17 protein-coding genes are annotated in these 23,717 nt (G+C 71.7%); 7 read left to right on the forward strand and 10 right to left on the reverse strand.

Annotated features, from left to right (window positions below; translation table 11 throughout):
- Positions 1 to 62: 62 nt before the first annotated feature.
- The gene (locus ABZY45_RS34205) at positions 63 to 1,172 is read left to right on the forward strand and encodes an XdhC family protein (protein ID WP_356746152.1); all 1,110 of its coding nucleotides are present in this window, start codon (positions 63 to 65) and stop codon (positions 1,170 to 1,172) included.
- A gap of 13 nt (positions 1,173 to 1,185) precedes the next feature.
- Here ABZY45_RS34205 and ABZY45_RS34210 read toward each other — a convergent pair whose 3' ends face one another.
- From ABZY45_RS34210 to eccE, 8 genes are all read right to left on the reverse strand, one after another.
- Positions 1,186 to 2,175, reverse strand: coding sequence for an ABC transporter ATP-binding protein (locus ABZY45_RS34210; protein WP_356746153.1), 990 nt, complete (start codon positions 2,173 to 2,175; stop codon positions 1,186 to 1,188).
- Positions 2,172 to 3,233 carry an ABC transporter ATP-binding protein gene (locus tag ABZY45_RS34215; RefSeq protein ID WP_356746154.1) on the reverse strand — a complete coding sequence of 354 codons (1,062 nt, stop codon included), beginning with the start codon at positions 3,231 to 3,233 and terminating at the stop codon, positions 2,172 to 2,174. The genes ABZY45_RS34210 and ABZY45_RS34215 overlap by 4 nt, the downstream gene beginning before the upstream one ends.
- Positions 3,230 to 4,150 (reverse strand): ABC transporter permease, encoded by a 921-nt coding sequence (locus ABZY45_RS34220; protein WP_356746155.1) that lies wholly within the window; start codon positions 4,148 to 4,150, stop codon positions 3,230 to 3,232. The genes ABZY45_RS34215 and ABZY45_RS34220 overlap by 4 nt, the downstream gene beginning before the upstream one ends.
- A complete protein-coding gene (locus tag ABZY45_RS34225) occupies positions 4,147 to 5,238 on the reverse strand; it encodes an ABC transporter permease (protein WP_356746156.1) in 1,092 nt (363 codons plus the stop codon). Before ABZY45_RS34225 ends, ABZY45_RS34220 begins: the two co-directional genes overlap by 4 nt.
- Positions 5,239 to 5,241: 3 nt before the next feature.
- The gene (locus ABZY45_RS34230; protein ID WP_356746157.1) at positions 5,242 to 7,116 is read right to left on the reverse strand and encodes an ABC transporter substrate-binding protein; all 1,875 of its coding nucleotides are present in this window, start codon (positions 7,114 to 7,116) and stop codon (positions 5,242 to 5,244) included.
- Positions 7,117 to 7,313: 197 nt separating this feature from the next.
- On the reverse strand, positions 7,314 to 10,454 hold the full coding sequence (locus ABZY45_RS34235; protein ID WP_356746158.1) for an SCO5717 family growth-regulating ATPase: 3,141 nt from the start codon (positions 10,452 to 10,454) through the stop codon (positions 7,314 to 7,316).
- A 321-nt stretch (positions 10,455 to 10,775) separates the two neighbouring features.
- The gene (locus ABZY45_RS34240) at positions 10,776 to 11,498 is read right to left on the reverse strand and encodes a hypothetical protein (RefSeq protein WP_356746159.1); all 723 of its coding nucleotides are present in this window, start codon (positions 11,496 to 11,498) and stop codon (positions 10,776 to 10,778) included.
- A complete protein-coding gene (gene eccE / locus ABZY45_RS34245) occupies positions 11,498 to 12,850 on the reverse strand; it encodes a type VII secretion protein EccE (protein ID WP_356746160.1) in 1,353 nt (450 codons plus the stop codon). The genes ABZY45_RS34240 and eccE overlap by 1 nt, the downstream gene beginning before the upstream one ends.
- Before the next feature lie 221 nt (positions 12,851 to 13,071).
- On the opposite strand from eccE, the gene eccB reads away from it, so the two are divergent.
- The 4 genes from eccB to ABZY45_RS34265 all read left to right on the forward strand — a co-directional run bounded on the left by eccB (position 13,072) and on the right by ABZY45_RS34265 (position 16,832).
- Complete coding sequence (gene eccB, locus ABZY45_RS34250) at positions 13,072 to 14,613, forward strand: type VII secretion protein EccB (RefSeq protein WP_356746161.1); 1,542 nt, start codon at positions 13,072 to 13,074, stop codon at positions 14,611 to 14,613.
- Between the two features lie 45 nt (positions 14,614 to 14,658).
- The gene (mycP, locus tag ABZY45_RS34255; protein WP_356746162.1) at positions 14,659 to 15,888 is read left to right on the forward strand and encodes a type VII secretion-associated serine protease mycosin; all 1,230 of its coding nucleotides are present in this window, start codon (positions 14,659 to 14,661) and stop codon (positions 15,886 to 15,888) included.
- A 226-nt stretch (positions 15,889 to 16,114) separates the two neighbouring features.
- Positions 16,115 to 16,465 (forward strand): hypothetical protein, encoded by a 351-nt coding sequence (locus ABZY45_RS34260; RefSeq protein WP_356746163.1) that lies wholly within the window; start codon positions 16,115 to 16,117, stop codon positions 16,463 to 16,465.
- 58 nt (positions 16,466 to 16,523) lie between these two features.
- The gene (locus ABZY45_RS34265; RefSeq protein ID WP_145810664.1) at positions 16,524 to 16,832 is read left to right on the forward strand and encodes a WXG100 family type VII secretion target; all 309 of its coding nucleotides are present in this window, start codon (positions 16,524 to 16,526) and stop codon (positions 16,830 to 16,832) included.
- A 175-nt stretch (positions 16,833 to 17,007) separates the two neighbouring features.
- Here the strand turns inward: ABZY45_RS34265 and ABZY45_RS34270 are convergent, their stop codons facing one another.
- Together ABZY45_RS34270 and eccCa are read right to left on the reverse strand one after the other, a co-directional pair.
- Complete coding sequence (locus tag ABZY45_RS34270) at positions 17,008 to 17,241, reverse strand: DUF397 domain-containing protein (protein WP_356746164.1); 234 nt, start codon at positions 17,239 to 17,241, stop codon at positions 17,008 to 17,010.
- Positions 17,242 to 17,451: 210 nt separating this feature from the next.
- A complete protein-coding gene (gene eccCa, locus ABZY45_RS34275; RefSeq protein WP_356746165.1) occupies positions 17,452 to 21,408 on the reverse strand; it encodes a type VII secretion protein EccCa in 3,957 nt (1,318 codons plus the stop codon).
- Positions 21,409 to 21,590: 182 nt separating this feature from the next.
- Here eccCa and eccD point away from each other — a divergent pair, with 182 nt between their 5' ends.
- Positions 21,591 to 23,072, forward strand: a complete 1,482-nt coding sequence (gene eccD / locus ABZY45_RS34280; protein ID WP_356746166.1) for a type VII secretion integral membrane protein EccD — start codon at positions 21,591 to 21,593, stop codon at positions 23,070 to 23,072.
- A gap of 176 nt (positions 23,073 to 23,248) precedes the next feature.
- Complete coding sequence (gene rpsO / locus ABZY45_RS34285; protein ID WP_003965855.1) at positions 23,249 to 23,539, forward strand: 30S ribosomal protein S15; 291 nt, start codon at positions 23,249 to 23,251, stop codon at positions 23,537 to 23,539.
- Positions 23,540 to 23,717: the final 178 nt, after the last annotated feature.

The raw sequence follows: 23,717 nt of genomic DNA on the forward strand, positions 1-23,717 counted from the left end.
TGGTGCGCGGGCGGACACGAGGGCATCGTCGGGGGTAGCAGCCGAGGAGCCGGGAGGTCCGCGTGCGTGAACTGGTGCCGGAACTGCGCGGCTGGGACACCGCGGGTACACCCTTCGCCCTGGCCACCGTCGTCGGGGTGCGGGGCAGCGCGCCGCGCGCACCCGGCGCGGTGATGGCGGTGACCGCCACGGGCCAGGTGGCGGGCAGCGTCTCCGGCGGGTGCGTGGAGGGCGACGTGTACGAGGCCGCCACCGAGACCCTGACCACGGGCCGCCCGCTGCTGCGGACGTACGGCATCAGCGACGACGAGGCCTTCGGGGCGGGCCTGACCTGCGGCGGTACCATCGACGTCCTGGTGCAGCCGTACACCGCCCGGGCCGACCTCGAGCTGCTGCGGGAACTCCTCGGCGCGATCGGCGACGGCAGGCCCGCCGCGCTCGCCACGGTGGTCTCCGGAGCGGCGCCGCAAGGGGCCCGGCGGCTCGTCCTGCCCGGCCGCGCCCGTGGTTCGCTCGGTGACGAGTCACTGGACGCCGCCGTCACCGACGACGCGCGGGGGCTCCTCGCGCAGGGCGCCACCGAGAGCATCCGCTACGGCGCGCACGGCGAGCGCCGGATGCAGGACGTTACCGTCTTCGTCCAGACCTACGCCCCCGCACCCCGCATGCTGGTCTTCGGGGCCATCGACCACGCCGCCGCCACCGCGAGGATCGGGTCCTTCCTCGGCTACCGGGTGACGGTCTGCGACGCCCGGCCGGTCTTCGCGACGCGCGAGCGTTTCCCTACGGCCGACGAGGTGGTCTGCGCCTGGCCGCACACGTATCTGGAGTCGACCGAGGTGGACGCGCGCGCGGTGGTGTGCGTCCTGACCCACGACCCGAAGTTCGACGTCCCCCTGCTCGTCGCGGCACTGCGCACCCCCGCGGCGTACATCGGGGTGATGGGCAGCCGGCGCACCCACGCCGACCGGACGGCCCGGCTGCGCGAGGCCGGGGTGGACGAGGCGTCACTCGCCCGCCTCGCCTCCCCGGTCGGCCTCGACCTCGGGGCCCGTACGCCCGAGGAGACGGCGGTCTCCATCGCCGCCGAGATCATCCAGCACCGCTGGGGCGGCACGGGGCGGCCCCTGGGGGAGCTCACCGGCACCATCCACCACACCCGGGAGCCCTGAGTCCGCTGCGGGCCTAGGTGGTGGCCGCCGCCCAGTGGCACGCGACCTGGGCCGCCCCGCCTCCGTCCAGCACCGGCAGGTCCTGGCTGCGGCACGCGTCCGCGACACCCGCACGTTCCGCCTCGCCCGAGGCGAGCACCTGGCAGCGGGCGTGGAAGCGGCAGCCGGACGGTACCTTCGAGGGGTCCGGCGGTTCGCCCGTCAGGATCACCGGTTCGCCGTCCGCCTCAGGCAGCACGGACAGCAGCGCCCGGGTGTACGGGTGCCGGGGAGCCGTGAGGATCTGCTCGACGTCACCCGTCTCCACGATCCGGCCGAGATACATCACCGCGACCCGGTCCGCGATGTTCCAGGCCAGCCCGAGGTCGTGCGTCACCACCAGCGCAGACAGGCCCAGCTCGTCGCGCAGCCGCAGCAGCAGCGCCAGGATCTCGCCGCGCACGGACGCGTCCAGCGAGGCCACCGGCTCGTCCGCGACGATGAGCTCCGGTTCCAGCACCAGCGCGCCCGCGATCACCACGCGCTGACGCTGACCGCCGGACAGCTCGTGCGGATAGCGCAGGAAGAACCGCTCCGGAGGCCGCAGCCCGGCCCGGGACAGCGCCTCGGCCACGGCCGCCCGCTCGTCGCCCGCGTACCCGTGGATGCGCAGGCCCTCCGCCACCGCGTCGTACACCGTGTGACGCGGGTTGAGGGAGCCGCTCGGGTCCTGGAGCACCAGCTGCACCCGCTTGCGGTACGCCTTGAGCGCCCGGCCCGCGTAGTCGAGGGGCTCACCGCCGAAGGTGACCCGGCCCGCGGTGGGCGGCACCAGGCCCAGCAGCGAACGGGCCAGCGTCGTCTTGCCGCAGCCCGACTCGCCGACCAGGGCGACGATCTCGCCGGGGCGGATGTCGAGGTCGACCCCGTCGACCGCCCGTGCGGTCGCCGCCCCGCGCCGCCCCGGGAAGGCGACCTCCAGGGACTGGGCGCTGAGCAGAGGCGCCGGGGGAGTGGTGGTCATGAGGTGCTCCTCGCTTCGTCGGCGCCGCCGGACAGACCCGGCGCCGCAGCGGCGCCCGGCGCCACCAGCACGCACGCGGCCCTCCGGGACGGCCCCGAGACCCGCAGCTCCTGGTCCTCGGTGGCACAGATGTCCAGCGCCGCCGGACAGCGCGGATGGAACGTGCAGCCGGAGGGCAGCGCCGACGGGTCCGGCGGGTCACCGGGGAGACCGCGTGGCGCGTGCCGTGACGAGAGGTCGCCGATGCGCGGGAATGCCGCCGAGAGGGCGCTGCCGTACGGGTGCCTGGCGCTTTCGTAGACCTGTTTGGCGGGGCCCTCCTCGACGACCCGGCCGGCGTACATCACCGCGAGCCGGTCGCAGGTGTCGGAGAGCACCGCGAGGTCGTGGCTGATCATGATCAGGCCGAGGTCCTGGTCCGCCACGAGCTTCTCGATCAGCCGCAGGATCTGCGCCTGGATCATCACGTCCAGCGCGGTGGTCGGTTCGTCCGCGATGATCAGCCGGGGGTCGCAGGCCAGCGCCATGGCGATCATCACGCGCTGGCGCTGGCCACCGGACAGCTCGTGCGGATAGGCGTCCGCGCGGGCGGCCGGAAGCCCCACCTGCTCCAGCAGCTCACCGGCGCGGGTACGCGCGGCGGCCGGGCCTGCCCTGCCGTGCAGCAGGATCGGTTCGGCGATCTGGTCCCCGATCCGGTGCACGGCGTTCAGCGAGTGCATCGCGCCCTGGAAGACGATCGACGCCCCTGCCCAGCGCACGGCGCGCAGCCGGCCCCACTTCATGGTGAGGACGTCCTCGCCGTCCAGCAGGATCTCCCCGCTCAGCGTCGCCGACGCGGGCAGCAGCCGTAGCAGCGCGAGCGCCAGCGTCGACTTCCCGCAGCCCGACTCCCCGGCGATGCCGAGCTTCCGGCCCGCCTCGACCCGTAGGTCCACGCCCCGCACGGCGGGGACGGCCGAGGCCCCGGAGCCGTAGGTGACGTGCAGATCGCGTACGTCGAGCAGCGGCGGGCCGGCCTCGGGCCTCTCGACGCTCTCGGTCTTCACAGCGGTCAACGGGACACCCCCAGCTTGGGGTTGAGCACGGACTCGATCGTCCGGCCGCACAGCGTGAACGCGAGCGCGACCACCGCGATGGCGAGTCCGGGCGGAGCGAGGTACCACCAGTTGCCGGAGCTGACCGCCCCGGCCTCGCGGGCGTCCTGGAGCAGTCCGCCCCAGGAGACGACCGTGGGGTCGCCGAGCCCGAGGAAGGCGAGGGTCGCCTCGGTGAGGATGGCGGTGGAGATCACCAGCGTGGTCTGGGCGAGCACCAGAGGCATCACGTTGGGCAGCACATGACGGGACATGATGTGGCGGTGTCCGCCGCCCAGTGCCCTGGAGCGCTCGATGTACGGGCGGGACTCCACGGACAGCGTCTGGGCGCGCACCAGCCGCGCCGTCGTCGGCCAGGTCGTCACGCCGATGGCGAGCACCGTCGTCCAGAGGGACCGCGAGAGCACGGTCGCCAGCGCGATGGCGAGCACCAGGGTCGGCATCACCAGGAACCAGTCGGTGATCCGCATGACGACGTTGCCGTACCAGCCCTTGAAGTGGCCCGCCGTGATGCCCACCAGGGTCCCGATGGCCACCGAGAGGAACGCGGCGAGCAGTCCGACGGTCAGCGAGACCCGCGTCCCCCAGACCAGCAGGGCGAGCAGGCTGCGGCCGAACTGGTCGGTGCCGAGCGGGAACGCCCCGCTCGGCGCCTCCAGCGGGCCGCCGGGCGCTTCGGTGACGCTCTGCGAGTCCGTGCCCACCAGTACAGGGGCTGCCAGCGCGATCAGGGCGATCAGCGCGAGCACGGTGAGGCCGGCCAGTCCGGCGCGGTGGGCACGGTACTGCTGCCAGAACCGGGCCGCCGCGTGACGCCGGCGGGTCCAGGTGAGCGCGCGCGGGCTGAGGGCGGGCGCGGAGTCGGTCGTGGCTGTCATCGGCCCACCCGGGGATCGAGGAGCGGATAGATCACATCGGCGAGCGTGTTCATCAGGATCACGGCGGCGGCGAAGATGAAGAACAGCGCCTGCACCAGGGGCAGGTCGGGCACGCTCAGCGCCTGGTAGAAGAGGCCCCCGAGGCCGGGCCAGGAGAACACCGTCTCCACCAGGATGGCGCCCGCCACCGTGTTGCCCAGGTTGACGAAGAGCAGGGTCACGGTCGGCAGCATCGCGTTGGGGACGGCGTGCCTGCGGCGTACGAGGTCGTCGCGCAGGCCCTTGGCACGGGCCGTCGTCAGGTAGTCGCTGCCCATCTCGTCCAGCAGCGAGGAGCGCATCACCAGCAGGGTGCGCGCGTACTCCACGGCGACGAGGGTGACAACCGGCAGGACCAGGTGATGGGCGACGTCGACGACGTACGCGAAGCCGCTCTCGCTGCCGGACTCCATGCCGCCCGTCGGGAAGAGCCCGGGGATCGGCCCGATGCCGACCGACAGGGTGATGATCAGGAGCAGGCCCAGCCAGAACGACGGGACGGAGTACAGCGTCAGCGCGAACGCCGTGTGGAAGCGGTCGCCGGCCGAGCCGTTGCGCCAGGCGGACCTGGCGCCCAGCCAGATGCCGATGACCGTGTAGATCACGAAGGCCGTGCCGGTGAGCAGCAGCGTCGCGGGCAGCGCCTCGCTGATCTTGTCCATGACGGGGGCGCGGAACTGGTACGACGTACCGAAATCCCCGGTCAGGGCCTTGCCGCAGTATTCGGTGAACTGCTGCCAGAGCGGCAGGTCCAGGCCGAACTCCTTGCGCATCGCGGCGATCTGCTCGGTCGACACCTGCCGGCCGCCGGTCATCTGCTTGACCGGGTCGCCGGGGATCAGCCGGAAGAGGAAGAAGCTGGTGACGAGCACGGCGAACAGCGAGACGGCCGCACCGGCCAGCTTGCCCGCCGCGTAGCGGAGGTACGCGGTCGTGCTGCGGGCGCGTGGACCGCGGGCCGACGGCCCGGCCGGAGCCGGGCCGTCGGTCTCGACAGCGTCCGCGCCCGCCGCGCCCTTGAGGAGCGCGGGAGTGCTTTCTGTGCTCATGGACTATTCACGGTCTTCCGCGGTGGAACGACGACGCATGGCGAACAGCAGCCCGCCACCGGCGAGGACGACTACGGCGACACCGACACCGACGAGAACCCCCGTGGAGCTGCCGCCGCCGTCGGACGAGCCGCCCGACGCGCCGGCCGCGGGGACCGCCGACCACCAGCTCCAGTAACCGTCCTGGCCGTAGATGTTGCCCGCGTCCGAGGGCATGGTCGTGATGGACTTGATCTGGTCGGTGCGGTAGGCCTCGACGGCATTCGGGTACGCCATGACGTTCATGTACCCCAGGTCGTACAGCCGCGACTCCATCTGCTTCACGAGATCGGCCCGTTTGGCGGGGTCGTACTCCGCCAGCTGCTTCGCGTAGAGCTCGTCGTACTGCTTGTCGCAGATGAAGTTGTCGGTCTGCGCCGTCTCCTTCGCCTTGGCAGGCAGCGCGGCGCAGGTGTGGATCGACATGACGAAGTCGGGGTCGGGGTTCACGGACCAGCCGTCGAAGGCGAGGTCGTACTCACCGGCGTACCAGGGGTCCGAGACGTTGTCGCGGCAGTCGACCTTCAGGCCGACGCCGAGGTCGCCCCACCACTCCTGGAGGTACTTGCCGATCGCCTTGTCGTTCGGGTCGGTGGCGTGACACAGGATGCGGAAGTCGAGCGGCTTGCCGTCCTTGCCCGTCCGCTTGCCGGCGCTGTTCTTCTTGTATCCCGCCTCGTCGAGGAGGGCGCCCGCCTTCGCCGGGTCGTGCGCGAGCTTCTGCTCGGCCGACGGCTTCCAGAAGTACGAGTCGTAGCGCGGCGGGATGTAGCCCTCGCCCTCTATGGCGTGACCCTGGAAGACCTTGTCGATGATGGTCGTGCGGTCCACGGCCATGAAGAGCGCCTGACGGACCTTCTGGTCCTGCAGTGCGGCGTGGCCGTCGCCGAACTTCTTACCGTCCTTGGTCTGCGCGCCCGGGTTGGTGGCCAGTGCGTAGAAGCGGCGGCCGGGGGCGTCGTTGACCTTGATGTTGTCCGCGCTCTTCAGCGAGTCCGCCTGGGCGGGCGTCAGGCTGGGGCTGCCGGCGACGAAGGAAACTTCACCCTTTCGGAGGGCGGCGACGGCTGCGTCCTGGTCCTTGTAGTACCGGAAGACGAGCTCGTCGAACTTGGGCGCACCCCGCCAGAAGTCCTTGTTGGCCTTGAGCTTCACATAGCTGTCGACCTTGTAGTCCGTCAGGATGAACGGCCCGTTGCCGACGATCGGGAACTTCGTGTCGTTGTTGAACTTCGAGAAGTCGCCGACCTTCTCCCAGACGTGCTTGGGAACGATGGGAACGTCCAGCGCCGTCATCGTGGCCTGAGGCTGCTTCAGCTCTATGACCAGCTTGTCCGGGCTGGGCGCGGTCACCTTCTTGAAGTTGCCGACGAAGCTGCCGTTCGAGGTGGCGGCGCCCTCGTCGGTCATCATCGTGTTGAACGTCCACGCCGCGTCCTCGGCCGTGGCCTTCTCACCGTCGGACCACTTCGAGTCGCCCCGGATGGTGTACGTCCAGGTCAACTTGTCCGGCGACGCCTCCCACGCTGTGGCGAAGCCCGGGATCGTGTGGCTGTCCTTGGCGTCGTAGTTGGTGAGGTAGTCGTACATCAGCCGGTGGATGCTCGTGGAGACCAGCCGCTGGGCGAGGAAGGGGCTCAGGGAGTCGACGCTCTGCGCGACCGCGACCGTGAGGGTCGACTTCCCGTCGTCGGCCCGCGCTTCCTGCGGGGCGGGGGCGAGCGGGTTTCCGGGGACGACCGATCCGGCGGCAAGCGCCAACGCGGCGGCTCCGGAGGCGAGAAGGATGCGCAGGCGGCCGTGTGGGCGGGAGGAGCGTGGAGGGAATCTTGTGACCATGGACGTAGACCTCGCGTCATGACTCGCACGGTGAAGGCGGGCAGATCTCTGGTTCGCCAGCTGGTGAAGCGAAGGTCTATCAGCGGCGGTCGAGTCGCGTCAACGGTCGGCGAAACCGCGTGTGGTCTGCGGGAATGCGATGAGGGCCCGCACCGGGTGAACGGTGCGAGCCCTCATTGGTTTAGACCTCTACTGCCTTACTGCTGAGGCGCCGACGGCGGCTGCGGAGGGTGCTGCTGCCAGCCCGCGGGCGGAACGGGGCCTTGCAGTTCGGGCTGGCCGGGCTGATGTGCCTGGCCATCGTGGTGCGCGGGCGCCGGAGGCGGTCCTGCCGGGTGCGCGCCGGGCTGCGGCTGGGCGGGCGGCGTCTGCTGCCAGCTGTTGTTCTGCGCGCCCTGGCCGGGGTGCGGCGGGTAGGGCTGCTGGGGTGACGCCGGCTGCTGGGGCGGCTGCTGCCCCGGGTAGGGCTGCTGTCCCCCGTACGGCTGCTGCGGAGGATAGGGCTGCTGCGGCTGCACGGGGTACGGCTGACCGGGCTGCGGCTGCGGCGCGTACTGCCCCTGGCCGGGCACCTGCTGACCCGGCGTCTGCCCGCCCGGCATGGGCGGGGCGTACTGAGGCGGCGGGTTGCCGCCGTCCGACGTCCACAGGCCCTGCTGCTGCTGGGCCCGCTGGAAGTCCTCGGCGACCAGCGCGGAGAGGTTGAAGTAGGCCTCGCGGGTCTTCGGGCGCATCATGTCGAGGTCGACCTCGGCGCCCGCCGACAGGTGCTCGTCGAACGGTACGACGACCACGCCCCGGCAGCGCGTCTCGAAGTGCTGCACGATGTCGTCGACCTTGATCATCTTTCCGGTCTCCCGGACGCCGGAGATGACCGTCAGGGAGCGCTGCACCAGATCGGCGTAGCCGTGCGCGGACAGCCAGTCCAGCGTGGTGGACGCGCTGGAGGCGCCGTCGACGGACGGGGTCGAGATGATGATCAGCTGGTCGGCGAGGTCGAGCACCCCGCGCATCGCGCTGTAGAGCAGTCCGGTGCCCGAGTCGGTGAGGATGATCGGGTACTGCTTGCCCAGCACGTCGATCGCGCGGCGGTAGTCCTCGTCGTTGAAGGTCGTGGACACCGCGGGGTCCACGTCGTTGGCGATGATCTCCAGACCGGAGGGCGCCTGCGAGGTGAAGCGGCGGATGTCCATGTACGAGTTGAGGTACGGGATCGCCTGCACCAGGTCGCGGATGGTGGCCCCGGTCTCGCGGCGCACACGGCGGCCGAGCGTACCGGCGTCCGGGTTGGCGTCGATGGCGAGGATCTTGTCCTGCCGCTCGGTGGCGAGGGTCGAGCCGAGCGCGGTGGTCGTCGTGGTCTTGCCGACTCCGCCCTTGAGGCTGATGACCGCGATCCGGTAGCAGGAGAGCACCGGCGTGCGGATCAGGTCCAGCTTGCGCTGGCGCTCCAGCTCCTCCTTCTTGCCGCCCAGCTTGAAGCGGGAGGCGCCGGAGGGGGTGCGGCTGCTCTTGGCCTTCTGCTTGCCCCGGACCAGCCGGTCCGACGAGAGCTCCACGGCGGCCGTGTAACCGAGCGGTGCGCCCGGCACGGAACGCTCCCGCTGGTCGTGCGTCACCGGGGTCGGCCAGGCGGCGCCGGTGCGCGGATCGACGGGCGGCCCCTGGGGCGCGGACTGCTGTGGCTGGTAGGCCCCGGGCGGCTGCTGCTGCGGGGCGGCGGGCAGGTCCGGTGTGCCCGGGGCCTGCTGCTGCGGGAACTGCGGCGGGAGCGGAGCACCCTGAGCCGGGAAGTGCGGCTGCTGGGGAGTCTGCGGGGCCGGGAAGCCGTAACCGCCCTGCGGCGGGGCGGCAGGCGGCAGCTGCGGCGCACCCTGGGCGGGGAACGGCGGCTGCGGCTGCTGCTGCGGGAAGCCGTAACCGCCCTGCGGCGCGGGTGCGTCGGGGCGCGCGGGCGGAGGCGTCTGCGCGGGCGGCAGCGGCGCGGGCAGGTGCGGCGCGGGCAGGTGCGGCGCGGGCTGCTGCGGTGCGGGCTGCGGCGTCTGTGCGGGCTGTGCGGGCGCTTGGGCCTGGGGGAAGCCGTAGCCGCCGCCCTGGGGAGCGCCCCCGGGAGGAGGTGTCTGCGGGAAGCCGTAGCCGCCCTGGGGGCCGGGGACCTGGGGCTGTGCCTGCGGGGGCGTCTGCGCGGGCGGAGGCGTCTGGGCGGGCGGCAGCGGTGCGGGCTGCGACGTCTGTGCGGGCCACTGGGGCGCGGACTGCGGGGTGCTCGGCTGCGGCGCGGCCGGCTGGAAGGCAGGCGGAAGCGGCGGAAGGGCTCCCTGCGCGGGCGCGGGGGTCCACGGGGCCGGCGCGCCGGCAGGCGCGTCCTGCGGGGCGGCCGGGGACGGCGGCGCGTCGGCGGGAGACGCCCCGTCCTCGGCGGCCGGGGCAGGCGGGGTTCCCTGGAGTACGGCGTCCACCGGGGCGTCGGCGGGCTCGTCGTCCGGGGCGGGTGCTTCGTCCTCCTCGGCGTCCTCGGCCCGTACGGCGTCCTGAGCCGTGTCCTTCGCCGGGGCGGGGGTGCCGGACCCGCCGCTCTCCTCCGATTCCTCGGAGCCCTTGTCGCCCGCCGGGGCGTCGGACGCGGCGGGCGGTGCCGCGCCGTCGTCCACGACGGGAACCGCGGACGGCGCGGGCTCGGCCGCGGCACCCGAGGCCGCGGCACCCGAGGCGGTCACCGCGGCCTCGGCCTCGGCCGTGGCCTCGCGCTCGGCGATCTCCCGCTTGAGCGCAGCCGGCGAGAACCGCATGGTGGCCCCGCTCTCCACGTCGCCGCCACCGAACGCACCGGACGTACCGCCCGGCACGCCGGAACCGGGGGCCGCGTCCGAGGAGGCGGAGGCCACGGGCTCGGAGACGGGCTCGGAGGCAGGTGCGGACGGAGACGCCGACGGCTCCTGCGCCGCACCCGAAGGCGCTGCGTCTCCCGTACCCACGGCTCCCGTCCCCGCAGGTGTGACACCCGAAGGCGTGACGCCCGCAGGCCCCGCGCCCCCGGAGCCCGCGCCCGCAGGTGCCGTGCCCGAGTCCGCCGTGCCGGACGGGACAGCCGGCGGCCAGCCGTCGAATCCGCCAGGGGCCGGAAGCCCCGGTACGGACAGCGGCGCCCCCTGCGGCGGTGGAGGCGCGAGGTGTGACCCCGCCCCGCCCGAGGAGTCCCCGGACGCGTTCTGGGTGTACCAGGCGGGAGGGGTGTAGTCGATGGTGAACTCACCCGTCATCTCGGCGGGCTCCGCGTCGGACGACTCGTCGACGGGCGTGTTCCATCCCCCGCGGATCTCGTCCCGATCGCCGTTCACTTTGCCTCCTGGTGTGGTCGAGCACCCTTGTGCCGTGGTGGGTGGGGGCGACCGTTCCCGTTGTCCGATCCGCCCGGCTCTCCCCCTTGCGACGCGCAGTGCCTGCCCGCAGGTTCCTCTGCCGCGCCCCCACCCACCCTAATCGCCATGGGGCGCACAACGGCAGGCCGTTTCGCACGCGAAGAACTGCCCAGTAGGTCACGTCCCGCCACAAGTGAACCAAGTGTGGACGTCAGGGCGGGTCGAAGTGGTCGAAAAAGTACATCTGCCCGCCGGGAGCGGGCTGTTCGTGACGGCCGGAGACCAGGGCCCGGGCCCCGGTCAGTCCATACGCCGCGCGCTGCCCAGCAGTCCGGACTCTGCGTCGGTCGCCTGGGTCATCACGAACTGCCGGTCGCGGTCCGTACACCACAGGGTGACCCCGTCGGCCAGGGTGGACAGCGCCTGGGTCTCGGCAGCCGGCAGATTCATGATCCGGCCGATCTGGGCCGCCTCGTCGGGGGAGACCCGCTGGACGCCCACGAGAGCCGACTTCTCCATCAGCCGGGGTGCCACCGGGCTCAGATACGGCAGCAGGGTGACCACCGACTGCCAGGGGCCCGCCACCACCCGGCCCCGTGGCGGACGCATACCGCAGTCGCGCACCACGACCACCGGGGACCCGGCCGACGCGCCCTGCGGCGGCACCCGCCCCACGTCGTGCAGCGAGATGCACGGCTGCCCGCCGCCCGCGGCCTGCGCGAGCGCCGTCCAGGCCTGCGAGCGCCCCGTCTCCACCGCGATCCGCGCGCCCGTGGCCGCCGCCCGCAGTGCCAGCACCTGCGCGGTCCACAGCCCGCCGATCAGCGTGATCTCGTAAGGCGTGGGCCTGTTGACGCCCAGGACCGCGGGACGGCCCTCCGCGTCCACGCCGATCACCGTGCCGTCGTCCCCGACGGGCACGGCCAGCGTGGCCAGTTCGTCGAAGGACACCGTGTGCCGGCCGCGGCGGGGGCCGATCAGGCCGAAGCCCAGCCGGGACCGGGAGCTCGTGACGGACGACATCAGCGGGTACCCCCGAGCGGCAGCGTGGCGAGCACACCGGGCAGCTGTTCGCGGTCCAGCCGGACCAGCGACGCCTTCACGCCCCGGGCGGTGCGCTCCAGTTCATGACGGGCCGCGAGGAGTTCCTCGTCGCTGCGCCCGGTGATACGGACATGCCCGGTGACCGAGACCGCCGAGCGGTCGCCGTGGCCCAGGGTCAGACTGAAGGTCGTCGCCAGCGCCGGGATCGAGGTGAGCAGCGCGACCAGCTGCGGCATCGACGCGCCGCCGCCGCCGAGGTGCGGCCAGCGGCTCACCCAGTAACTGGTGTGCCACCGGTCGTCGCAGCGCCAGGTGCGCGAGGTCTCCTCGGTGCGGCGGCCGGGCGTCTCCGCCCGGCTGGCCTGCGCCATGGCCAGCGGGCTGACACACGCCGACGTGGCGATCGCCGATGTCAGTTCCTGCTCCGTCAGCACGGTCGCGCGGAACCCGGCGCCCGTCAGGCGGCTGGCGAGCTGGTCCGCGGCGCGTACCGCGCACTTCTGCGCGCCGGTGATTCCGCCGCCGCGCGCCTCCACCGCCTCGGGGCAGAGTTCCGGGTCCAGCTTCAGCGCGATCCAGGTGATCCGCAGCGCCGGTGAGCCCGTCTGGGCCTGCAGGGGCGCGTAGTTGCGCGCGGCCACCGACTGCTTCGGGAGGTGCGGAGCGGGCGCGGGCTGGGTGTGCTGGACGATCTGCGCCGACTCCAGCCGGATGCCGTCGACCTCCAGCACCTCCCGCACGAGCGCCAGAGGCAGCGGCCGCGCCGAACGGTCCGGGCGCAGGGCCGTCGAGTCCGACTCGACCTGGACGACGGCGGACAGATACGTTCCGTCCCCGATCATCCCGACCGGGCGCCGGTCACGGTCACTGAAGGAGTACGTACGCAGGGCGGGTTCGCACTCCACGGCGGGCGCCAGCCCCGGCTCGGTACCCACCGGGACCGTCAGCGTGGCCGCCCGGCGTGCGCGGGCGCGCAGCGCGAAGACGGTACCCAGCCACTCAGGCAGCGAGCGGCGGTGACGGCGGACCACGGCGAGCAGCACCAGGACCGCCGCGACGACGCCCGCCGGCATGAGGAGCAGCGGCTCGATCGCCCAGGCCGAAACGAGCAGAGCCGCCGCGATTTCGATCAGTACGAGCTGTTGCAATCGGAACGAACCGATCTGTCCGGCACGTCCGTTCAGTCGCGGAGCCGCAGCGCCGCCGGGGCCCTGGGGGCCGCTCGGAGACGTACGGGAACCGCGGCGGGAAGCCCCCGGGCGGCCCGTTCCGGGACCCCTGGACGGCTGTGTGTTCCCGGCCGGACGTGTCCGCGTCGCGGAAGCCATCATTCCGGCATTCCCCCGTTCATAAGGCCCCAACTCCACCCGATCGCCCCGCTCCCGCCGGGGCTTCGGCGGCTGGATCACCCTACCCGCCCCACCGGCACGCGGGATCAGCAGGCATAGTAGGGGCCGGTCCGGCACGAGGGTCCGGTACCGGGTCCGGCACAGGGGACGGGGATGCGTACGCTCCTGGGCCGCGCGGGGAGACACGGGAGACAGACACACTCATGGCATCACGGCGGGACGAGCTCAACGCGTACACCTTTGCGAAGAAGCGCACGGTGGCCGCATTCCTCCAACCCTCGCCCACGGGTACCGAGGAGGGCGCCCCGCGCCCCCTGCGCGCCGTCGTCCCGAGCCTGATCGTCGGCGCGCTGATCGTCGCCGGATTCGGCGCCTGGGGGATGTTCAAGCCCACGGCGCCCAAGGACTGGGACAAGCCCGGCACCAAGGTGATCGTCGGCAAGAAGTCGACCACCCGTTACGTCGTCCTGGAGACCGGCGAGGGCAAGCAGAAGAAGTCACTGCTCCACCCCGTGCTCAACCTCGCCTCCGCCCGGCTGCTGCTCACTCCGCAGCAGTTCGACGTCATCCAGGTCGGCGACGACATCCTGGACGCGGGCAAGCCCCCGCGCGGCCCGATCCTCGGCATCCCGTACGCACCCGACCGGCTCCCCGAGGCCAAGGACGCGGGCACCGCCAAGCGCTGGGCCGTCTGCGAACAGCCGGGCGGCAAGGGCAACACCGTGCAGAAGGCCGCCTTCGTGTTCGCCGGGCGGGACGACAAGCTGACAGAAGGCGCCGGCCGGCTCGCCGGGGGCCAGGTGCTCTACGTGCAGGGCCAGGACCAGGCGCGTTACCTCGTCGACGCGAGCGGGACCCGCTACCTCATCGACGAGAAGGCGACCGACAACGGCCACCTGACCAACGCCCTCGTCGGCAGCAGGCAGCCGCAGGCCGTCACGGACGACTGGCTGGCCACTCTCCACGAGGGAAGCCCGCTCGTCTTCCCGGAGATCCCGGGCACCGTCGGGGCGCCCGCGCACATCCAGGGCCAGCTCTCCGCCGAGGAGAACAAGGTCGGCATGGTGCTGCGGACCAGGACCGGCGAGGGCACGACGTACTACGTCGTCCTGGAAGGCAAGGTGCAGCCCGTCTCGGAGTTCACCGCCTGGCTGCTGATCAACTCCCCGCAGACCGCTCCGCTGAACCTCGACAGCGAGGCCCGCGCCGTCGGCCTCCAGGACTTCGTGCCGGACGCGCGGACCTTCGCGGGCCAGGCGGCCCGCTGGCCGGCGCACAAGGCCGAGCAGGTCAACTCCGCCGGGCGTGACGGCAGCCGGGACACCGTCTGCAGCGTGCTGCGCAAGGTCGACGACAAGGGCCGTACGACGCTGAGCACCTGGGCCGGCCCCGCCTACCCCGCCGCCATCAACGCCGGCGGCACCAGCACCTACGTCACCCCCGGTAGCGGACTGCTCTACACCCAGGTCAGGGGCGAGCAGACCAAGCCCGACGGCTCACTCTTCCTGGTGACCGACACCGGGCTGCGCTACGCGGTCCAGGCGAACGGCGACAGCGACGCCGAGCGCTCCGACATCGGCGGCGGCCGGCAGACCGAGGACGGCAGGCCCGAGGCCAGTCAGGCGCAGATCCGGCTGGGCTACGAGAAGGTGACCCCGTCGCTCGTGCCGATCGCCTGGTCCGAATTCCTGTCCAAGGGCCCCAGGCTCGACACCAACAGCGCACGTCAGCCCCAGGGCTCGTAGCCGCACCGGCATCGTCACGAACGCGGGACCCGGGGAGAGGAACAGATGTTGCACCGGAAGACGGCCGCACTGACGGCGGCCACCGCCGCGCTGGCCGCGCTGGTGGCGCCGCACACCGCGTACGCCACCGAGGGGCCGCGTCAGGGGACCGGGCCGGTCCTGGACGGCAGCGGCGAATGCACCTTCCCGATGAAGGAGCAGTTCGAGGGCCGGCCCTGGTCGCTGCAGCGCGTCCTGCTCGACGAACTGTGGCAGGACACCAAGGGCAAGGGCGTGCGGGTCGCGGTCATCGACACCGGCGTGGACAACGCCAACCCGCAGCTCGCGGAAGCCGTCGACGTCTCCGCGGGACGCAACCTGCTGAAGGGGGGCAGCAGCGACGGCACCACGGACGAGGTCGGCCACGGGACCAAGGTCGCCGGCATCATCGCCGCCCGTCCCCGCAAGGGCACCGGGTTCGTCGGCCTCGCCCCCGAGGCGACGATCATCCCGATCCGGCAGAACGACGAGAAGAACAGCGGCAAGGACACCACGATGGCCACCGCGATCGACCATGCGATCGCCAAGGGCGCCGACGTCATCAACATCTCGCAGGACACCACGAAGCCGCTCTCGGTGGACTCCGCGCTGGGCAGGGCCGTCGCCAGGGCGCTCGCCGACGACATCGTCGTCGTCGCCTCCGCGGGCAACGACGGCATGGACGGCAAGCGGAAACAGACCTATCCTGCGGCCTTCCCCGGAGTCCTCGCCGTGGCGTCATCCGACCGGAACAACGAACGCGCCGCCTTCTCGCAGGCCGGTGACTTCGTCGGAGTCGCCGCTCCGGGCGTCGACATCGTCTCCACGGTGCCGGGCGACGGCCAGTGCACCGACAACGGGACCAGCTTCTCCGCGCCCTACGTGGCGGGAGTCGCCGCCCTCCTCGTGGCGAAGTACCCCACGTGGAGCCCCGCCGAGATCGTCGCCCGGATCGAGCAGACCGCCGAGCGTTCCATCCGGGGCCACGACGACTTCGTCGGCTGGGGCGTGGTCGACCCCGTGAGGGCGCTGGCCGGAGACAAGGACGACGTCCCGCTCGCCTCCCCGCGCCCGGACCCCGCCCCGGCCAAGGCGCCCGCGCCCCAGCCGGCGCACCTGGCGATGTCCGAGACCTCGCAGGAGCGCAGCGAGCGTTACGCGACCTACGCCCTGGCCCTGGCGGCCGTCCTGGTCTGCGTGGTGGCCGGTACGGCGACGGTCGCCCGTGATGTCCGGCGACGGCGCGGTTTGCGCTGAGAGGGCGCCGAGTGAACTGGATCTCTCACCGTAAAGCGCAGTTGGGGAGAGATGACGAAGTGGCTAGGGTGGTAGCAGACTTCACGTGTGTGACGGGGGAACGAGAAGTGGAGAAGTCCGATTCCGGGGTGCGCGAACACCGCCGGACGCTTCCGGGACCCCGTGCAGCAACAAGCCTGTCCGCGGTCCGCGGACAGGCCCGGGAACTGAGAGATAGGACCTCCGGATGAGCAACACCGGTTCCGGTTTCGGGCTTGGCGACGATCCGATCGTCCAGGCGAAGAACAAGATCATCGAGACGTCCCAGGCGGTGTCCAGGCAGTCCCGCGAACTCGCCGACATCCTCGCGACGGTCAGTGCGGGATGGACCGGTGTCGGTGCCGGTGGATTCACATCCGCACAGATCGTGATCAACGAGGACCACGACGACATCCGCCGGCTGCTGGGTGTGCTCCTCAACGGTGTGAGCCAGACCAAGAACCTCAGCAACGCCAACGACGACGAGGTCCGCGCGGCCTTCAACGCCGTCAAGGAGTCCGCCTCGTCGGGCAACACCTCCGGGCTCAACAACCTCTGAGGCCGGACGTCGTCCCCTCATCCGTACACGTTGCACGCTGAACACCAGGAGCAGACAGATGGCCGGAGCAGATCCGAACACCAAGGTCAGGTACGAGAGCGTCCAGGAGATGGCGAACCGCATCCGCACGGTGTCGCGCAACATCATCAAGGACCTCGAAGAGATGGACGCCGCCCTCAAGGTCGTCACCGACACCTGGGACGGTGACGCCCACGCCGGGTACGTCAGCCTCCAGAAGCAGTACAAGGGCAAGGCCGACCACATGAAGGACCGGCTGGAGCACGTCGCGAAGATCATCGAGAACGGCAAGGACAGCTACCGTTCCACCGACGTGAAGGCCTCGCGCCTGTTCACCGAGGCGTACTGACCGCCGGGCCGTCACCGGCCCCGTCACGCACGGAGAGCCCCGTCACGCACGGAGAGTCCCGTCACGCACGGAAGAGGGGCACGCCCACCGGGCTGTGCCCCTCTTCCGTACGCCGACGCTCCCCGGGCTCTCCGTACGCCGGCGCCTCCCAGAGGCTTTTCCGTACGCCCGGCGCCTACGTGAGGTCGAACTCGCCGTCCCGCGCCCCCAGTACGAAGGCACGCCACTCCGCCTCCGTGTAGCGCAGCACGGTCTCCGGGTCCAAGGAGGACCGCATCGCGACGGCGCCGCCCGGCAGATGGGCGATCTCCACCCGCTCCTCAGCCTCCTCCGTGCCCGGCGCGCTCAGCCACGTCACCCCCGAGATGTCGAGTGCGTACAGCTCGTCCTTCTCCTGCTGCGTACCCATCAGACGCCTTTCCCTCTTCTGCGGCGGAGCGCGTTACTCGCCGGCCGATCCGTGTGTGCTCCGCGCGCCGATTATCCCCGGTCCGGCGGCCCCGGGGGCGGGAAAGCGGTGCGGAACGCCCGGGGGGGGGCGGCTGACGTGGTAGTGAAGGCGGAAGGGCCCCCGCGCGTGCGCGGAAGCCCTTCCTCGTGCCCGGCCGTCGTGCGCCGCTCAGTGCTGTTCCGGCAGCCGTCCCGTCTGCACCAGCGGAGTCCCGCGCCGGCGCGACGCGAAGTACCCGCGGCCCGGCGGCATCGCGTGGCCCCGCACGGAGCCGATCAGATCACCCTCGGACGGGTCGCCGGCCAGCACCACACCCTGAGCGCCCAGCTCCTTGATGCGCTGCATGAAGCCCTCGTACATCGCACGCGACGCCCCCGCCGAGTTCCGCGCGATGATGAACCGGACCCCGGTGTCCCGGGCGAACGGCAGGTACTCCGCGAGCGGTGCCAGCGGATTGCCCGCGTTGGTCGCGACCAGGTCGTAGTCGTCGACGATGATGAAGATCTGCGGCCCCGACCACCAGCTGCGGTCCCGCAGCTGCTGCGGTGTCACATCGGTCGGCGGCTGCCGGCGCGCGAACACGCCCGCGAGCGCCTCCATGTGCATCTGCATGGCGCTCGCCATCGGGGCGTACTCCAGCAGATGGGACTCGGGCAGCGCTCCCAGCAGCGCGCGACGGTAGTCGCCGACGACGATCTTCGCCTCGTCGGGGGAGTAGCGCTCCCCGATCTGCTTGGCGATCAGCCGCAGCAGGTTGGTCTTCCCGGACTCGCTCTCACCGAAGACCAGGAAGAACGGATCCGTCTCGAAGTCGACGAACACCGGCTCCAGGGACGTCTCGTCGATACCGATCGCGATGCCCCGCTCGGGGAACTCGAAGCCCTTGGGCAGCTGGTCCGCCGGAAGCTTGCGCGGCAGCAGCCGTACGGAGGGAGCCACCGGGCCGGCCCAGTTCGACTTCACCGCCGCGACGAACGCCGCGGTGCCGTCGGAGAGGTCCGCGCCGCTGCTGACGGAGTCGATGCGCGGCAGAGCGCCCATGAAGTGCAGCTTCTGCGGGACCTGGCCACGGCCCGGCACCCCCGCGGGGACGTTCGCCGCGACCTTGCGGTCGAACTCGGAGTCCATGACGTCGCCGAGCCGCAGTTCGAGCCGCCCGAGGATCTGGTCCTTGAGCGCGGCCCGCACCTCCATGTAGCGCGCCGCGGTGATCACGACGTGCACGCCGTAGCCGAGACCACGCGCGGCGATCTCCGTGACGACCTGCTCCAGCCCCTCGTACTCGCCCCGGAAGCCGCCCCAGCCGTCGACGACCAGGAACACGTCACCCCACGCCTCGCCGGGCAGCTCGCCCTGCGCGCGCTTGCGCCGGTAGGTGGCGATGGAGTCGATGGAGTGGGCGCGGAAGAACTCCTCGCGCCGGTTGAGCACGCCGCCGACCTCGGCCACCGTCCGGCGGACCCGCTCGGGGTCCAGCCGCGAGGCCATCCCGCCGACGTGCGGCAGGTCCGCCAGCGAGACGAGACCGCCACCGCCGAAGTCCAGACCGTAGAACTGCACCTCGTGCGGGGTGTGGGTGAGCGCGAACGACGCGATGAGCGCCCGGATCAACGTCGACTTGCCGGACTGCGGACCACCGACGACGAGCATGTGCCCGGCCGCGCCGGAGAAGTCCCGGTACAGCACCTCGCGGCGCTGCTCGAAGGGCTTGTCGATCAGGCCGAGCGGCACCGTGAGACCACCGGGCCTCGTGTACTCGGTCGCCGTGAACCCGCGGTCCGCGGTCGGCGCGAGCCCCGGCAGCAACTGGTCCAGCGTCGGCGCCCGGTCCAGCGGCGGCAGCCACACCTGGTGGGCCGGCACGCCCTGCCCCTCCAGCCGCCGCACGATCACGTCGAGCACCGTGTCGGCGAGCGCGTCGTCGTCAGCCGAGGCGCGGGCCGCCAGATGCGCCGGGTCGGGCGCCGCGTACACGACCGGCACCGGAGCGGCACTGAAGACCGCGGGCCGCCGCTCGATCGGCAGCTGGCCCACCGACAGGTCGGGGCCTCCCGTGCGGTACGTCCCCGACACGTACGCCGCCTTGAAGCGGGTCATCTCGTCCGTACCGAACTTGAGATAGCCGGAACCCGGCACCGACGGCAGGTGGTACGCGTCCGGCACGCCCAGCGCCGTACGCGACTCGGCCGCCGAGAAGGTCCGCAGACCGATCCGGTACGAGAGGTACGTGTCCAGCCCGCGCAGCTTGCCCTCCTCCAGGCGCTGCGATGCGAGCAGCAGATGCACACCCAGCGAACGGCCGATGCGGCCGATCTGGATGAACATCTCGATGAAGTCCGGCTTGGCGGTGAGGAGTTCGGAGAACTCGTCGATCACCAGCACCAGCGAGGCCAGGGGCTCCAGCGCCGCGCCCGCCGCCCGGGCCTTCTCGTAGTCGTGGATGTTGGCATAGTTGCCGGCGGAACGCAGCAGCTCCTGCCTGCGCTGGAGTTCACCGCGGATCGCGTCGCCCATGCGGTCGACCAGCGTGAGGTCGTCGGCGAGGTTGGTGATGACCGCCGCCACGTGCGGCATCTGCGACATCCCCGCGAACGTGGCGCCACCCTTGAAGTCGGCGAGGACGAAGTTCAGCGTCTCCGAGGAGTGCGTGACCGCGAGGCCGAGCACGAGCGTCCGCAGCAGTTCCGACTTCCCGGAACCCGTCGCGCCGACGCACAGCCCGTGCGGGCCCATGCCGTCCTGCGCGGCCTCCTTCAGGTCCAGCATCACCGGCTGGCCGTCCTCGCCGACACCGATCGGCACCCGGAGCCGCTCCGAGACCGACCGGGGACGCCAGGTGCGCGCCACATCGACCGAGGCCGCGTCCCCGAGACTGAGCAGATCGGTGAAGTCCAGATTGGCCAGCAGCGGTTCGTCGTCGTCACCCCCGCCCATGCGCAGCGGCGCCAGCTGCCGGGCCAGTGCCTCGGCCGCCTCCGGCGACATCACGTCCGGCACACCCTCGTACGCGAGGCCGCCACCGGACTCCAGCCGCAGCAGCCCCGGCCGCACCACCACGGAGAGACCGCCGCGCAGCTCGTCCAGCTCGCCGGAGACCACCTCGACTATGGTCACGCCCTGGAGCCCCTCGGCCGCCGCGAACAGCGAGTCCGGCGGCACCATCCCGCCGTCCAGGACCACCACGATGTGCGGCTGGTCCAGCACGGGCTGGCTCTCCCGGCCGAAGCGGGGCCGGCCGTCCAGCCGGCTCGCCAGCAGGGTCTCCAGCTCGCCCAGGTCGTCACCGAACAACCGCTTCGTACCGGCACCGTCGACCTGGCCCGGCACCTGTGTGTGCGGCAGCCACTTCGTCCAGTCCCAGCGCGCCACCGCGTGCGGAGCCGCCACCACGGCGACCATCAGGTCCTCCGGGGAGTGCAGTGTCACCAGCTGCGCCACCAGGGAACGCGCCGTGGACTGCGCCGACTCCGCACGGCCCGAGACCGTCACGTGGTAGAACGCCCGCATCGAGACGGCCATCGGCAGTCCGTCCAGCGATCCGTGCACCGCCAGGAACTGCTGCATCGCACCCGCGCACATCGGTTCCAGCTCGTCCACCGGAGCCGTGTCGGGGGCGATCAGCGGAGTCGACAGCTGCTGCGCCCCGAGCCCCAGCCGCACCTGCGCGAAGTCCTTGTCGCCGACGCGCCGTTCCCACACCCGGCTGCCCTCCGCCACCACCGACCACAACTGCTCGGGCGCCGGGTGCAGATAGAGCTGCACATCGCGCTGGGCGCGGGCCGTACGGCGTACCGTCCGGCGGGTCTGCGCGAGGTACTTCAGGTAGTCACGTCGGACATCGCCCATTTGCCCTTGCGTACCGCGACGGTGCCGGACGATCTGCGCGACCACCATGGCGACCGTCGAGACCAGCATCAGGACACCCATGATCCGCATGAACGGAGGCGCCTGCGGAGAGAAGAAGAAGACCACCGACGAACCCATGCCGAGCACCGGCAGGATCTGCATCAGCATCCCCTCCTGCTGCCCGCGGGGCAGTTCGGGGGGAGCCTCCAAAGTCAACTCGTCAGAGGGCACTTCCGGCGGCAGAGACCGCGGAGGTCGTTTCACGACGATCTGGCTCACCGGAACATCAATCCCTCAATACGGACGGGCGGAAGGCCGGTCGTCCGCACCGACGCCCCCGTGGCTGCGATTGCTGCGGACTCGGATCCGCGCGACGGTGATCCTACTTGCAGATCACCTTCCCCCCTCCCGGTAGGGTGGCGCCGCACTGTGCGCAACCGCGAATCAGGGGGACCAGACACGTGAGTACGACCGCAGCGACGGGCTTCTGCCGCGTCACCGTCGTGGCACCCGACAGCCGGATCGATGTCGCCCTCCCGGAAGACATCGCCGTCGCCGACGTCTACCCCGAGATCCTGCGTCTCACGGGCCAGACCCAGGCCGCCGGCGCACCCACCGGTTATCACCTCGTACGCCGTGACGGCACCGTCCTGGACGGCGCCCGCACCCTCTCCGCACAGCAGGTGCTCGACGGCGAACTCCTCAGCCTGCGGCCCTTCGCCCAGTCGCTGCCGCCCGCCGTCTTCGACGACGTGTCCGACGCGGTCGCCTCCGCCGTCACCCGCGACCGCCACCTGTGGAGCGACGAACTCCTGCGCGGCGCGGGCCTGGTGGGCGGCGTCCTGCTGCTCGTCCTGCTGGGCTTCGTGCTCTGGTTCGCCGACCCCGTACGCCACGACATGCACAGCCTGCCCGGCATCGTCGCCGGCTCCGCCGGCCTGATCCTGACCGCCTTCGCCGGAGTGCGCGCCCGGGTCTACGCCGACCGCGCCACGGCGGTCGCCCTCGGACTCGGGGCGCTGCCCCTCGTCCTCATCGCGGGCTCCGGCATCATCGGCCCGGACGCGGGCCAGGGCCCCGGGCGGCTCCAGTTCCTGCTCGGCTGCGTCGCGGTCCTCCTCGCCTCCGTCATCCTGGTCGCCCTCACCCCCAGCGGTGACGCGCCCTTCGTCGCGGCGACCTTCCTCGCCACCGTCGGCACCCTCGCCACCTTCGTCGCCATCCTCACCGAGGCCACCGCCACCGAGACCGCCGCCGTCTGCGCGCCGGTCGCCCTCGGCCTGGTCGCCTTCCTGCCCGGCCTCTCCGCCCGCTTCGCCCGGCTGCCCATCGGCTACGCCTCCCCGCGCACCGCCCCCGCCGGCTACGACGACTCCTTCACCGAGCCCGGCTCCGCACCCGCGGCCGACGGCGAGCCCGTCGACGCCGACCGCATCGCGGCCCAGGCGCGCCGCGGTCACGAGATGCTCCTCGGCCTGGTCGGCGGCTGCTCCGCAGTGGTCGTCGGATCCGCCGCGGTGCTCGGCTTCTCCGACAGCATCTGGGGCCAGATCCTCGCGCTGACCGCGGGACTCTCCATGCTGCTGCGCGCCCGCCTCTTCCGTTACACCTCCCAGGTCGCCTGTGTCCTGGTGGCGGGAATCGGCGCCGTGGCCCTCCTGGTCCTGGGCCTGTCCCTCAACCCTCCGACCGATCTGCTGTACGAGCTGGTGCGCTACGGCGACCGGGGCTCCCTGGACATCCGTACGATCTGGCTCTCCGCCGCCGTCGCGGCGGGCGCCGCGCTCCTCACCGCGATCGGCCTGGTCATCCCGCGCAAGGGTCTCTCCCCCTTCTGGGGCCGGCTCCTCGACCTCACGGAGAGCGCGCTGCTGCTCTCCCTGGTTCCGCTCTGCCTCGCCGTCCTCGACATCTTCACCCGCGCCAGGGCCATGACCAGCTGACGCCCGTCCGAGGCGCTCCCGGCGACTGGTACTCTGACTGGTGGCCGTTTGTGTACGCGCCTCCGGGTCTGCCTGGGGGCTGCGCTCATCGGACCTTCGCCTCCGAGTCACGGAAGCTCCCCTGAGATCAAGACCAGGGGCACTCGTGGGCGCATCGAACACCAAGAGGAGTACGCGTGCCGCTCGACGCCGCTACGAAGAAGCAGATCATGTCCGAGTTCGCCCAGAAGGAGGGTGACACCGGATCCCCCGAGGTCCAGGTCGCCATGCTCTCCCGCCGGATCTCGGACCTGACGGAGCACCTCAAGACGCACAAGCACGACCACCACTCCCGTCGTGGTCTGCTGATCCTGGTCGGCCAGCGTCGCCGCCTCCTGCAGTACCTTGCCAAGAAGGACATCCAGCGCTTCCGTGCGCTCGTCGACCGCCTCGGCATCCGCCGTGGTGCGGCCGGCGGCGCCAAGTAAGGACGCTGTGAGAGGGAGCGGTACCCCGGTCCAGGGGGCCGCTCCCTTTGCTGTACGTGCGTGACCCGGGTCAGGCTCAGTAACCTGGACGCACGACAACAGAAAACGAGGAGAGGCGCCTGACGGCAGCCGCCGGTCCTCGGTAGTGGCCCCCGGGCAACGCCCGGGAGCTTCGATC

This window comes from Streptomyces sp. NPDC006516 (assembly GCF_040611875.1).
Taxonomy (GTDB): domain Bacteria; phylum Actinomycetota; class Actinomycetes; order Streptomycetales; family Streptomycetaceae; genus Streptomyces.

Bases quoted from the DNA above. Each gene is read 5' to 3' on its own strand.
- ABZY45_RS34265 (WP_145810664.1), top strand. From the start codon at position 16,524: ATGGCCGGAGCAGATCCGAACACCAAGGTCAGGTACGAGAGCGTCCAG.
- ABZY45_RS34230 (WP_356746157.1), bottom strand. From the start codon at position 7,116: ATGGTCACAAGATTCCCTCCACGCTCCTCCCGCCCACACGGCCGCCTG.
- ABZY45_RS34220 (WP_356746155.1), bottom strand. From the start codon at position 4,150: ATGACAGCCACGACCGACTCCGCGCCCGCCCTCAGCCCGCGCGCGCTC.
- ABZY45_RS34225 (WP_356746156.1), bottom strand. From the start codon at position 5,238: ATGAGCACAGAAAGCACTCCCGCGCTCCTCAAGGGCGCGGCGGGCGCG.
- ABZY45_RS34240 (WP_356746159.1), bottom strand. From the start codon at position 11,498: ATGTCGTCCGTCACGAGCTCCCGGTCCCGGCTGGGCTTCGGCCTGATC.
- eccE (WP_356746160.1), bottom strand. From the start codon at position 12,850: ATGATGGCTTCCGCGACGCGGACACGTCCGGCCGGGAACACACAGCCG.
- eccB (WP_356746161.1), top strand. From the start codon at position 13,072: ATGGCATCACGGCGGGACGAGCTCAACGCGTACACCTTTGCGAAGAAG.
- ABZY45_RS34260 (WP_356746163.1), top strand. From the start codon at position 16,115: ATGAGCAACACCGGTTCCGGTTTCGGGCTTGGCGACGATCCGATCGTC.
- ABZY45_RS34210 (WP_356746153.1), bottom strand. From the start codon at position 2,175: ATGACCACCACTCCCCCGGCGCCTCTGCTCAGCGCCCAGTCCCTGGAG.
- ABZY45_RS34270 (WP_356746164.1), bottom strand. From the start codon at position 17,241: ATGGGTACGCAGCAGGAGAAGGACGAGCTGTACGCACTCGACATCTCG.
- mycP (WP_356746162.1), top strand. From the start codon at position 14,659: ATGTTGCACCGGAAGACGGCCGCACTGACGGCGGCCACCGCCGCGCTG.